Raw genomic sequence first — 12,727 nt, forward strand, 5'->3', positions numbered from 1 at the left:
ATGAAAAAGAATTTTAAATATATAGCATTTGCAGCACTTGCTGTTTTTTCTTCATGCACAAAAGAACTTGATATCGTACCTGAGGGTTCTCCATCAGCACAAAATTTCTGGAAAACAAAAGAAGACGCGTTAAAAGCCGAAGGCGGGATGTACGAAAACTACAATGCTGAAGATTTTTACGGTCGTGGGATGTTCTGGTTTATTAACGCCAGCGATGATATGGTTACCGGCCGTAATAAGCCGGAGGCTGATAACATTAAAAACTTTAACCGTACCTATGTGGGCGGTGGCTATACCGAAACACAGTGGAGCATGCGTTATGCTATTATCAAACGCGCCAACGATATCATTATCAATGTGCCAAAGATCAATATGGATGAAAGTTTAAAGAAACAGATCATCGGTGATGCTTACTTTAATGCCGGTTTGGTGTATTTCCAACTGGCAGCAAACTATGGAAATGATAAAGCAGGTGTGCCAATTGTTACTCCGGAGACCGATGCTTCTCAGCCAGTTGCCCGTGCAAAAAATGTAAATGAAAATTACGATTACATCATTTCACTTTTATTAAAAGCAGCTGATAACCTTCCGTTGTTTTCGGCGATGAAAGCTGCAGATTATGGTAAAGCACATAAAACTGCGGCCTGGGCTTATTTATCTAAAGTGTACCTGTATAAAAAGGATTATGCCAACGCTGCAAAATATGCCGATATGGTGATTAGTTCTGGTCAGCATGATTTGGTTAATACTGGTTTTGCCGATGTTTTTAAAGCCTCAAATAACTGGTCTAAAGAGTATATTTGGTCGGTAGTTTGTACGCCAAGTGGCGGCGGTACCGGCTGGGAAGTAAACTTCCGGGCGTAATGTTAACCAACAAAGCCTGGGGTATTTATAACGGGTGGGGTTATTACCTGCCAACCAAAGAACTTTACGATTCTTATGAAACGGGCGATCAACGCAGGGAAGCTACCATTTTAAAACCTGGCGATAAATTTATGTTCTTTGGTGCCGAGCGTAGCTTTACCAAAGATGCCGGGGCAACTTCAAACTACCAGTTTAAAAAATACATGGAGCCTTTTTCTTACGCTAACCCAATTCCAACGCATGTTAACCCTAACGGTGATAACGGAACAACTGATTTAAATGTGCCATTAATGCGTTATGCAGAAGTATTGCTGATTAAAGCAGAAGCAGCCATTAATTTAAGTGGTGCAGGTGCCGGCGATACCGAACTGAATAAAATCAGGGTACGCGCAGCCTTGGGTACGAAAACAGGAATGACCATCGACGACCTTAAGCGCGAACGCCGCAATGAACTGGCAGGCGAATGGGCCGACCGTCACCGCGATCTGGTAAGATGGGGCGATGCGCAGGCTACTTATGCAAAACCGTTACACGATTTTGATGGAAGTGTAATCTGGCCGGCAAGAACTTTCAATCCGCAGGTACACGATGTTTGGGCAGTGCCACAAAGAGAAATTGATAACAGTGCGGGTGTAATTAAACAAAATCCAGGATGGTAAAAAAATTAAGGATAAACTTTGCAGTGCTGGCCTTTGTGCTGGGGCTGCAAAGTGCATCTGCCCAGGTAAAACTGAATGCAAACCGTGGGCACAGTCATAACGATTATAAGCAGGAAATCCCCCTTTTAACTGCTTATTATGCAGAAATGGGATCCATTGAAGCTGATGTTTTTTTAAAAGACGGAGAACTATATGTAGCACATGAGGCTTCAGAAATCAGGCCGGGTTTTACACTTAAAAAAATATACCTCGATCCGCTTGCCCGGTTTTTTAAAGCAAAAGGAAACCATCCTTACACCAATGCGGCTTTAAAACTGCAATTGGTGGTTGATGTAAAGGAAGATTACAAACATGTACTTCCGGTATTGCTGAAAGAACTCGAGGCTTATTCCGAGGTTTTCGATGCAAAAAAGAATGCCAATGCCATAAAAGTAGTGGTTAGTGGCGATATGCCTGTTCCTGCAGATTTTAAAAATTATGATGAGCAATTATCATTTGATGGCAGGCCGACAACCATTTATAGCGATGCGCAATTAACCAGGGTGGCGATGATCAGTGATGATTTGAAAAACCATACCGTATGGAATGGAAAGGGAAACCCGACCAAAACCGACGAGGTAAAAATGAGGGCTGCGATTAACAATGCGCACCAAAAAGGAAAACCTTTCAGGTTTTGGGCCACACAGGATAGTCCGAACACCTGGATTGTACTCGAAAGGCTTGGTGTTGACTGGATTAATACTGATAAACCGACCAAACTGAAGGATTTTTATCTTCATCAGGATAAACTCAGTTATACCAATCCAACACCTTACACGCCTTATACTCCAACATATAAAACCGACGGACAAAATAAAGCGCCTAAAAACGTTATTTTGTTAATCGGTGATGGAATGGGACTGGCTGCGATCCACGCCGGACTGATTGCCAACCATGGCGACCTCAATATGGCGAAGTTCCGCAACGTTGGTTTTTCAGAAACAGCTGCGGCTGATGCCGGAAATACCGATTCGGCTGCGGGCGGTAGTGCCATGGCAATGGGTTATAAAACCAATAACCGTTATATTGGTATGGGACCTGATGACCAGAACAAAACCAATCTGGTTGATACTTTGGCCGCTTTCGGCGTAAAAAGTGGCATCATCAGTTCAGGCGATTTAACCGATGCAACACCGGCAGTATTCTATGCCCATCAGCTCGACCGCTCTTACAACGGAGCAATTGCGAATGATCTGTTAAGCAGCAAAGCCGAAGTTTTAGTCGGTTCTAACCGTAAAGCTTTCGAGCAGAATAAGAACAACAACCTTTTGTCAGAACTTAAAGCCAAAGGCTTTCAGGTAACAAACAGTTTAGCTGATTTTGAAAAGCAAAATGCAGGCAAGCAACTGGTATTACTGGATGATTCGGCTACCCGACCTGCAATAAAGGGCCGTGGCGATATGCTGAAAAAATCGTTATTGCATACCATTCAGGTCTTATCTAAAAATAAACCTGGTTTCTTTATCATGACTGAAGGTGCACAGATTGATTACGGTGGCCATGCCAACGATTTGCCTTATCTCGTTACCGAATTACACGATTTCGACCGCACCATTGCTGAAGCGCTGCGTTTTGCCGATCAGGATGGCGAAACACTGGTGATCGTAACTGCCGATCATGAAACAGGTGGATTAACCCTTTTAGATGGTGCCGCCGAAAAAGGCATGGTAAGGGGCGAATTTAGCACCAACGATCATACGGGCATTATGGTTCCGGTTTTTGCTTATGGCCCTGGTTCTCAAAATTTCCGTGGGGTTTATCCTAATAACCAGATTTTTCACAAAATCATCAAAGCTTATCGCTCTGTAAAAGCTCAATAAATTTAATAAACCAAACAATCTCTGTAGCGGTGCCTGTATAATGCAGCGCTGCTTTTTCTTAATGTTAACACAACATTGCAATGCTAATTTTGAAACCAATAGAGAAAACCTGATGGAAAGAAGATCTGCACTTAAAAATATCGGTGGCCTGTTTTTGCTGCCAACCTTATCAAAAGTTTCGTTAACGGAGGAGAAAAAGCCTGTTTTAAGGGTGGCGCACATTACTGATGTTCACCTGAAGAACCAATTTAATGCTCCGGCCAGATTTGTCAGGTGTTTGCATCACTTACAGGCACAATCGCCAAAAGTAGACCTGATTTTAAACGGTGGAGACATCGTTTTCGATATGAACAAAGAGAATATTGATACCATTAACGGTCAATGGAAACTGGTGCAGGAAACCATGAAAAACGAATGTAGTATCCCGGTGCGTTATTGTTTGGGTAACCACGATATCTGGTGGAACGAAGCTAGCAAAGGCGATGTTTATTATGGTAAAAAATATGCCATGGATAAATTGCAACTGGTTAAACCTTATTACAGCTTGGTACAAAACGGCTGGAAAATTATTGTATTGGATAGTACCCACCTTGATATCGATAATACCTGGTACATCGGTAAATTGGGCGATGAACAGTTAAATTGGCTAAAAATCGAATTGGAAGGCACCAGTAAAACAATGCCAATCATGGTAATGTCGCACATTCCAATTCTTACCGCCCTGTTAATGATAGAAGATGATATTGTAAACAAATGGACCATGCTGGGTGGCGACATGCATACCGATACAGCAAAGATCATCAACCTTTTTTACCAGCACCCCAATGTTAAATTGTGCTTAAGCGGCCATTTGCACATGCGCGATAAAGTGGTGTACAACGGCGTTACTTACCTCTGTAATGGTGCTGTATCAGGCGCCTGGTGGGAGGGGAACAGAAGAGAAACCGCACCAGGGTATGGTATTATCGATTTGTATGAGGATGGGAGTTTTGAAGAAAAATATGTGAATTATTAAATGATGGAAATTTTCAAGATTCGTCATCCCCGTGCAGACGGGGATCTTAATGCAAATAAGGCATAGTAATGGCATTAAGATTCCCAATCCGGGTTGGGAATGACGCCCGCATTTGAATTTACTAACAACCTCTTAATGCCCTTAACTTCTTAATGGTCGAAAGCAATTACAATAACAATTACTTTTTACGATTGTCTAACCTGGTGGGAAAACTATTCTTGTTATTCCCTTAACATTGCCTTCATATTTAGATCCTTGCTTTGTTCAAAAAAGAATAAATGAAAAGAGATCTACTCACCCTGATAGCCGCCGCATCTATCGGTATGGTATCGTGCAAAAAGAACCACGACGAAACACCAGCAGAATTTACTTATCCGGCCATGGCCGAAGTTTCTGACCCTTCGGTACTTTTTACCACAACTGCAGGCGTAAAAGTATATAACGGTGGTTTCGGTTCGGCTGTAGCTGCTGATCCCAATTCGCCGGATGTTTTTTACATGATGACGGATAGGGGATCGAATGTTGCCGGGCAGCTGGCCAATTCCATCATCATCGGAAAGCCTGATTTTGATCCGCAGATCGGAAAATTCAGATTAAAAGATGGTAAATTAGTGCTTGAGCAAACCATCGAACTAAAAAATGCCTCAGGTGGTAAATTAAACGGATTACCTAATCCTGCGGGAATGGGCGCTTCTGGAGAAATTGCTTACGACTTAAACGGACAGGTAATTACGCCAAGCGCTGATGGCATCGACTCAGAAGGTTTGGTTAGGGCTGCCGACGGATCGTTCTGGATCAGCGATGAATACGGACCGCACATTGTACACGTTGATGCAACAGGAAAAACCATCGAACGCATTAACCCATTTGGAACAGGAACCGGCGGACGCAAAATTCCGGCTGTATTTGCCAATAGAAGAGCAAACCGCGGTATGGAAGGCCTGGCCATTACTCCTGACGGAAAAACTTTGGTGGGTATGATGCAATCGCCAATGTACAATCCTTCAAAAAGTGCAGTAACCAATTCGGTTGTATTAAGAATCCTCACTTTTGATATTGCTACAGGTGCAACCAAACAATATGCTTATTTAATGGATAATGTAAGCCTTACAGGTGTGAGTGATATTGTTGCCGTAAATAGTACTACTTTTTTAACCATCGAGCGCGATGGTTTGTATGGAGGTGCAGCAAGCAACCCGGCCACATTTAAAAAAGTTTTCAAAATCGACATCAGCGGCGCTACCGATATTTCTGATTCGAACAACGGCACAACGGGTAAACTTTATGGTGGTAAAACGGTCGAAGAATTGAACAACGCAGCAGGCTTAAGCGGAGCAGGCATTACACCGGTAAGCAAAACGGTTGTTTTAGACCTTTTAAAAGATCTTCCATCTGTTTACCCACACGATAAAGCAGAAGGTTTAGCCTTGTTGCCAGGTAATATTCTGGTGATTTCTAACGATGATGATTTTGGTGTGGTAGATAACGGTGCAAGTGGTTTTGCCCAGAAAATTTTGCCTTTAACCAATTCGGTTGATAGAAACCGATTGTATTTTGTGAAAATTAAGCTTTAGGATATTTGGAGCGGTCGTCATTCCCAACCCGATTGGGAATCTTAATGCAAAACGCTTTAAGATTCCCGCCTGCGCGGGAATGACGCCATTGCCAAACTTATCTCATTCTAATTCTTCCCAACCCTGTTCTCTTCTTCACTTGTTCCTGTTCTTCTGCTGCGGGCAGTTTTGATTTTCATGTTCCCGAATTTATAATTGAAACTTAGGTTTACCCTGCGGCTTTCCCATTCGTTTTGCCAAAAGGTGTTAATGTTGTTGTAAGCCAGGTTTGCCCTGAATTTATTGGTATTAAAAACATCGTTTACCTTAAAAGCCAGTGTGGCATTCTTTTTCCAGAATGTTTTTTTAGCGCCTATGTTAATCTGGTAACTTTCCAGGGCATGGAATAAACCCGAAACAGAAGGCGATTCGTAATACCCATATAAAGAAAGGCTGTAGTTTTTGGGTAAAGTAATGGTATTATCGGTACTGAAAGACCAGCTCCATGAAGAAGCATTATAACCTGCGCCCTGTACCGGCGATGTAGTGCGGTTATAAGCTGCAGAAACTTCGGTATTGTTATTCCACCATTTAGTTACATCAAAGGGGCTTCCTGTTGCCGCATAAAAACTCACTGTGCGGTTTAGGTTTTCAGGTCTCGAGATACTTTCTTTAGTGGTATTGTTCTGGTAAATCACTTCAGATATCGATTCGTTTCCTACAGAGTAGCTCAACGTAAGTACCCTAAAGTTTTTTAACGAATAATTAAATTCAAAACTATTGGCATACGAAGGTTGTAAAAGTGGATTCCCCTGTAAGGCAGTGTATGGATCGGTATAAAAGGTAAATGGATTTAAACTGCTGTACGATGGACGATTTATGCTTTTGCGGTAAGCTCCCGTAACTAAATTGTTCGAATCGATTTTATAAGAAACAAAAAGTGTTGGGAAAAGCTTCCAGTATTTTCTTTCAATCAACGTATTGGTGCCCGATGAGCTACCGTCGCCTAAAGTCTGTTCGGCACGTAAACCTGCTTTGATCTGTAAATTTTTGAAACTCTGATCTAATGAGACGTAACCTGCGTTAATGTTTTCGTTATACAAAAATTCGTTGGTTCTCCGTGGATCGTTAATCCAGCCAGCGGTTTTCAGCGAATCGAAACGCACATCGCTCTGCGATTTTACCCAGCTGCTTTTCCAGCCGGTTTCCATTTTTAGTGTTTTATTAAAGTTCAGGGTATAATCGGCCTTGATCGAATAGATCGATACCTTGCCCATGCCATTATTACGCAGATCGATCGGATTGCCGATCAGCTGATCGTTTGCATCCAGGTAATTGTTGGTAAAAGTTTCGTTTCTGCTATTGTCGTAACGCACATAATCCGCATCAATTCCCAGTTCTCCACCCAAAGTATCTGTTTTTAACCGGTAGTTAAGGTTTAAAGCATGGTTTTTCTCCGTATTGCTCTGCGGATTGTACATGCTCGTTCCGCCCATTTTTGCCCCGGCAGCATTATAATTTACCGAGTTGCTGTTTACCTTGGTTTCTTCAGGAGCAGTATAACCTTTCACCATAACGCCTAAGGTGTTTTTATCATTGATAAAATAATCTGCACCTGTAGAGTAATTTAAGCTGTTGGTAACCGGGTGCCAGAAGTTGAGCTGATTATATTGCTCATCGCCAATAGTTCTGTTCAGGGTTAACCTGTTGTAGGAGTTATAGTGACCTGCATTTAAGCGCAGATAAGTACTCACTTTACCGATATTGTAATTAAGGTTAGTGCCGCCAAAAGCTTTCTCATAACGGCCATAGCCTCCGCCAAGGTTCATGTTGCCATTAAAGCCCTGCATTTTGTTTCTTTTCAGTTTAATATTGATGATCCCGGCCGTTCCAGCTGCATCAAAAGAGGAAGGTGGGTTAGAAATCAGTTCTATTTTGCTTAATACCGATCCTGGTAACGATTTTAAGTAAGTGGTTAATTCCATACCCGTCATGTAACTCAATTTACCATCAATCATTACATTAATGCCTTTTTTACCTTTAAGCACAATGTTGTCGTCTTTGTCCAGTTTTACACCCGGCGACCTGCTGATCACTTCCAGTGCATTATCGCCTGCCGTATTCATTTGCTCTACATTGACCACTACCCGGTCGGCTTTTTGATCAATAACCGGCATTTTAGAGGTAATATTCACCTCCTTAAGGTTTTGTGAACGATCAGTTAATACAATTGCCGCGATTTTAACAGCAGCATCTTTCACTTCAAATATGGCCGATTGGTTTTTATCATAGCCCATCATCAGCGCTTTAATTATATATCGACCCGGTTTAACCTGGCTAAATTCATACAACCCCTGTTGGTTAGTAGCCTGTAGGGCAACCGAAGCAGAATCGGGCAGGTGGATCAGCGCTACAGAAGCATAATCAAGTGCTTTATTGCTTTTATCGGTAACCGTTCCGGATATTTTGGTGTTTTGAGCAAAAACGGTTTTCATACCCAAAAAGAAAAAGAAAAAAATGGCAGGTTTTATTAAGCGGTTCATTTTATGTTTGTTTTAATTGACGTTTCAAAGATGAAAAGCCTGCCTCAGCCTAAAAATTATATAATCCCAACCCATTAAAATATTATCCCAATGCGTTTTTTGGGTATAAATGGTGTTGATCCTTAAAAAGGATAGGTTGGGATAATTATTTACCGGTTTGGCATAAGAAAATAGGCCGTTAAAAAAGCTTTGTATAGTTTTAGGGCATGAAAACAATAAAAACCATTTCCATCCATATTCTTTGCTGGCTGCTTGTGTTAGGTTATTTCTATGGAGGTGCCTTAATTTCGGGAACCACATTTACCAAGGTTGCTTTTAATGTCTCTATGAATTTTATACAATTGGTAGAGTTTTATATCTGCTACTTGTGGGTTTACCCGCAGTTTTTGCAAAAGAATAAAATACCGCAGTTAATAGGGGGCATTTTGTTTACCATGGCGGTATTTACCGCTCTCAGGTATTTAATAGAAGAAGTACTTTATTTAAAATGGTTTGGTTTTCATAACTATGGTGATGGGGTTACCGCCTGGGGCTATATATCTGATAACATCTATTGGAGTATTGCTTTTATTGTGGTGCCAGCTGCAGTTTATGGTATCGAGCAGAGTTTTAAATCCGAGCAGGTTAACCGCAAACTCAAAGAAGAAGTGGTAAAGGCCGAACTTTCATTCCTTAAATCGCAGATAAACCCGCACTTTTTATACAACACCTTAAACTATGTGTACTCACTGGCTATTCCGGTTTCTGATAAACTAGCCAATGCCGTTTTACGTCTCTCCGACCTGATGCGTTATACTTTGAACGATAGTCCGGATGGAAAGGTGAGTTTAGATAAAGAAGTAGAGTACCTTGAAAGTTATGTAGCGCTTTTTAAAATGCGTTTCGAGCCAAAATTTTATGTCGATTTTGTAACCGAAGGCATCAGTGATCAAAAAATAGCGTCACTTATATTGATTCCATTTGTCGAAAATGCTTTTAAACATGGCGTGGTGAATGATGAAGCGCAACCCGTTCGCATTAAACTGAAAGTGCAGAACAAACGTTTAAGTTTTGAGGTGAGTAATAAAATTAGTCATGCACAAAAAGACCATTCGAGCGGTATTGGGATGATAAATATTCACCGTAGGTTAGATCTCATTTATCCTGACAGGCATGAGCTGTTGATATCGAACAATGGCAATACCTATAAAAGCACTTTGATTTTAAATCTGTAATGGATAATTTGGACAGTTGAAATATTTTAATTCGCCAAACGCTAATCCCTAACCGCCAAACCCTAACCCTACTATGATCCGTTGCCTTGCTGTTGATGATGAATCTTACGCCTCAGATATTATTGCTGCCTTTATTAATAAAACCCCATTTTTAGAATTAGTTGGCACTACAACCAATGCCTTTGAGGCACTTAACCTGGTGCAGGAAGGTAAGGTAGACCTGGTGTTTTTGGATATTCAGATGCCTGAACTGACCGGAATTCAGTTTTTGAAAATCTGTGGAGGTAAATGTAAAGTGATTCTTACCACAGCCTATCCCGAATATGCTTTAGAAGGTTTTGATCTCGATGTGGTCGATTATCTCCTTAAACCAATTTCTTACGAACGTTTTTACAAAGCAGCTACCAAGGCCCGGCAGATTTTAGCGCCTGTGGCGCCAGTTCAACAGGGAGTAATTGTGCAAAAGCCTGCCCAGGGGAATGATTTTATTTTCATTAAAGGCGATACCAAGAATAAATTTATCAAGGTTAATTATGAACAGATCCTTTATGTTGAAGGACTGAAAAACTACGTTTCGGTGTATACGGCTACACAGCGGATCATTACCTATCAATCGTTACGTGAGCTGGAAACAGAACTGCCACAACCGCCCTTTTACCGCATCCATAAATCATATATCATCTCACTCGAAAAAATTAAAATGATCGATGGAAATACCGTTTTTATCAATGATCAGGCTATTCCAATCGGTGAAACGTATAAAGAAGAGTTTTTCAAAGTGGTGAGGGAAGGGAAGAAGAATGGTTAATTTTTGGTTAATTGTTTAAATCGGTTAACTGGTTAATTGAGGAATAATTAAATGTTGTTGAATTGTTAGATTGTTCAATTGATGGGATTAATATTTCAGTTAACCAGTTTCAACATTGTTGAATTGTTAGATTGTTCAATTGCTGAGATTCATCTTTCAGTTAACCAGTTTCAACATTGTTGAATTGTTAGATTGTTCAATTGCTGGGATTCATCTTTCATTTAACCAGTTTCAACAATTAACCGATTAACCATTCTCTTCAGTTGGCAATTTGCAGTTAACAATTTAACAATTTAGCAATTACCACGGGATAGCTAACCGATTAACCATTCTCTTCAGTTAACCAGTTTCAACAATTAACCGATTAACCAATATTTTCAGTTGGCAATTTGCAGTTAACAATTTAACAATCTAACAATTTAACAATTTAACAATTACCACGGGACAGCTAACCGATTAACCAACCTTGTGAATAAATTCTCCCCAATATTTCTCCCGATTTTTTTAAGTTTGCTGCTTAAAGATTAAAATCAAAAAATGGCCGTACAAGAAACCAATTCACTAAATCAGGTTGCAGAATTTCACACTACCTTTAAACATCCTATTCTCGAAAATCCGGTTATTCCTTCAAAACAAAGGGCTAATCTGCGCATCTCGCTTTTGGCTGAAGAATTAAAAGAATTACAGGAAGCAGTAGAAAATGATGACCTGGTAGAAGTGGCCGATGCGCTTTGCGATCTGCAGTATGTTTTAGCCGGAGCCATCCATGAGTTTGGCTTAGGTGGAAAATTTAAGACCTTATTTGATGAAGTTCACCGCTCTAATATGAGCAAAGCCTGTAAAACGGTAGAAGAAGCTGAACAAACGATCCAGTTTTATTTAGATAAAGACCAGACCGAATCTTATTACAAGGAAATCGACGGACTGTTTTTGGTGTTCAGAAAATCTGACGACAAAACGTTAAAATCGATCAATTATTCTCCTGCAGATCTAAAGTCACATTTGGTTTAACCCATAAATAAGCTCGAATTGAAAAGATTAAAACAGATTGCAAACGAGCTGAAATTAACACAGGCGGCTCCTGATGCAGCTTTAATGCGTGAGTTTATTTTTTACTCACCCAAAATGCCTTTGCGCCTGCACCATGAACAGCTTATTGCCGCTTCAAAACAATTTAGCTTGCCTGTTTTTGATACCTATTTTACCAATGCAGAGGTCGCTATCAATTGTTTCAGTTGGGGTAATGGAAAGAAGAAAGTGCTGCTTACGCATGGATGGGCTTCAAAAGCTTTAGACTTTTACGAACTGATTGTTGAACTCCGGAAAATAGAAGATCTGGAGATCATTGCTTTTGATGCACCTGGTAATGGAAGTTCGATCTCTGAGTTTTCGAACCTGATGTTGTATGCCGATTCGGTAAAAGCTATTGCTTTAAATTACGCACAGCCAGATGCATTAATCGGACATTCGCTGGGCGGCATGGCCAATGTAATTGCGATACAGGAATTAGGAATCACTCCCGGTCTGCTGATCAGCATTGCCCCTTTGATCCGTTTGAAAGAGAATTTTGAGCAGAGTTTGGATTCGGTAAGTATTGGAGCAAAACACCAGGATATTTTCTTTGAAAATTTTGCAAAAGAGTTCCCCGTTTCAGCAAGTCATTTTAACCTAACTGAACTATATCAGCTAAATCCTGGCATTGATCATTTCCTGGCTTTCGATCCCGCAGATCACATTTCTCCATATCCGTTTCTAAAAGAATTTTTAGATAAATACCCTGCAATAAACGCAAAAGCATACGAAGAGGTAGGGCATTATAAAATCCTCAAATCTGCTGATGTAATAGGCGATATCATAGAAAACGTACAAGCCTTAAGCTAATTTTTGAAATTTTATATGATTTGTAGCCTCCCATGGTGGGAAGGTTTCAAAGTAACTTTGATTGGTCGCCACCCATGGTGGGAAGGTTTCAAAGTAACTTTGATTGGTCGCCACCTATGGTGGGAAGGTTTCAAAGTAACTTTGATTTGATGCCACCCATGGTGGGAAGGTTTCAAAGTAATTCTGTTCAGGATCCCTCTAAAAATAGTCACTGCGGACTAATGTAGGTAGGAGATTGTGTGGCTGAATCTAAATAGAAGTATCGTCATTTCGGCCGTAGTGGAGAAATCTGCATCTAAAAATCACCACCCAGATACCTTACGTGTCTTCA

10 protein-coding genes are annotated in these 12,727 nt (G+C 40.7%); 9 read left to right on the forward strand and 1 reads right to left on the reverse strand.

Annotated elements, in window-relative coordinates; genetic code table 11:
- From H9L23_RS26505 to H9L23_RS03505, 5 genes are all read left to right on the forward strand, one after another.
- Positions 1 to 864 carry a RagB/SusD family nutrient uptake outer membrane protein gene (locus H9L23_RS26505; RefSeq protein WP_246474838.1) on the forward strand — a complete coding sequence of 288 codons (864 nt, stop codon included), beginning with the start codon at positions 1 to 3 and terminating at the stop codon, positions 862 to 864.
- Entirely contained in the window at positions 864 to 1,523 is a 660-nt protein-coding gene (locus H9L23_RS26510; RefSeq protein ID WP_246474839.1) for a RagB/SusD family nutrient uptake outer membrane protein, read from the forward strand. Before H9L23_RS26505 ends, H9L23_RS26510 begins: the two co-directional genes overlap by 1 nt.
- Complete coding sequence (locus H9L23_RS03495; RefSeq protein ID WP_246474840.1) at positions 1,517 to 3,382, forward strand: alkaline phosphatase; 1,866 nt, start codon at positions 1,517 to 1,519, stop codon at positions 3,380 to 3,382. The genes H9L23_RS26510 and H9L23_RS03495 overlap by 7 nt, the downstream gene beginning before the upstream one ends.
- Before the next feature lie 112 nt (positions 3,383 to 3,494).
- On the forward strand, positions 3,495 to 4,397 hold the full coding sequence (locus tag H9L23_RS03500; protein ID WP_187593689.1) for a metallophosphoesterase family protein: 903 nt from the start codon (positions 3,495 to 3,497) through the stop codon (positions 4,395 to 4,397).
- Between the two features lie 278 nt (positions 4,398 to 4,675).
- A complete protein-coding gene (locus tag H9L23_RS03505) occupies positions 4,676 to 5,971 on the forward strand; it encodes an esterase-like activity of phytase family protein (protein ID WP_187593690.1) in 1,296 nt (431 codons plus the stop codon).
- A gap of 107 nt (positions 5,972 to 6,078) precedes the next feature.
- Here the strand turns inward: H9L23_RS03505 and H9L23_RS03510 are convergent, their stop codons facing one another.
- A complete protein-coding gene (locus H9L23_RS03510; RefSeq protein ID WP_187593691.1) occupies positions 6,079 to 8,493 on the reverse strand; it encodes an outer membrane beta-barrel family protein in 2,415 nt (804 codons plus the stop codon).
- Positions 8,494 to 8,699: 206 nt separating this feature from the next.
- Here H9L23_RS03510 and H9L23_RS03515 point away from each other — a divergent pair, with 206 nt between their 5' ends.
- The 4 genes from H9L23_RS03515 to H9L23_RS03530 all read left to right on the forward strand — a co-directional run bounded on the left by H9L23_RS03515 (position 8,700) and on the right by H9L23_RS03530 (position 12,396).
- On the forward strand, positions 8,700 to 9,707 hold the full coding sequence (locus H9L23_RS03515; RefSeq protein ID WP_187593692.1) for a sensor histidine kinase: 1,008 nt from the start codon (positions 8,700 to 8,702) through the stop codon (positions 9,705 to 9,707).
- Positions 9,708 to 9,780: 73 nt separating this feature from the next.
- Positions 9,781 to 10,515, forward strand: a complete 735-nt coding sequence (locus tag H9L23_RS03520) for a LytR/AlgR family response regulator transcription factor (RefSeq protein WP_187593693.1) — start codon at positions 9,781 to 9,783, stop codon at positions 10,513 to 10,515.
- Between the two features lie 537 nt (positions 10,516 to 11,052).
- Entirely contained in the window at positions 11,053 to 11,526 is a 474-nt protein-coding gene (locus H9L23_RS03525; RefSeq protein ID WP_025144629.1) for a pyrophosphohydrolase domain-containing protein, read from the forward strand.
- A gap of 18 nt (positions 11,527 to 11,544) precedes the next feature.
- Positions 11,545 to 12,396: an alpha/beta fold hydrolase gene (locus tag H9L23_RS03530; protein ID WP_187593694.1), complete on the forward strand. Its 852-nt coding sequence runs from the start codon at positions 11,545 to 11,547 to the stop codon at positions 12,394 to 12,396.
- The last annotated feature ends 331 nt before the right edge of the window (positions 12,397 to 12,727 follow it).

Source organism: Pedobacter roseus (genome assembly GCF_014395225.1).
GTDB lineage: Bacteria > Bacteroidota > Bacteroidia > Sphingobacteriales > Sphingobacteriaceae > Pedobacter > Pedobacter roseus.

Coding starts and splice junctions, on each gene's coding strand:
- H9L23_RS26505 (WP_246474838.1), top strand. CDS start 1: ATGAAAAAGAATTTTAAATATATAGCATTTGCAGCACTTGCTGTTTTT.
- H9L23_RS26510 (WP_246474839.1), top strand. CDS start 864: ATGTTAACCAACAAAGCCTGGGGTATTTATAACGGGTGGGGTTATTAC.
- H9L23_RS03495 (WP_246474840.1), top strand. CDS start 1,517: ATGGTAAAAAAATTAAGGATAAACTTTGCAGTGCTGGCCTTTGTGCTG.
- H9L23_RS03500 (WP_187593689.1), top strand. CDS start 3,495: ATGGAAAGAAGATCTGCACTTAAAAATATCGGTGGCCTGTTTTTGCTG.
- H9L23_RS03505 (WP_187593690.1), top strand. CDS start 4,676: ATGAAAAGAGATCTACTCACCCTGATAGCCGCCGCATCTATCGGTATG.
- H9L23_RS03510 (WP_187593691.1), bottom strand. CDS start 8,493: ATGAACCGCTTAATAAAACCTGCCATTTTTTTCTTTTTCTTTTTGGGT.
- H9L23_RS03515 (WP_187593692.1), top strand. CDS start 8,700: ATGAAAACAATAAAAACCATTTCCATCCATATTCTTTGCTGGCTGCTT.
- H9L23_RS03520 (WP_187593693.1), top strand. CDS start 9,781: ATGATCCGTTGCCTTGCTGTTGATGATGAATCTTACGCCTCAGATATT.
- H9L23_RS03525 (WP_025144629.1), top strand. CDS start 11,053: ATGGCCGTACAAGAAACCAATTCACTAAATCAGGTTGCAGAATTTCAC.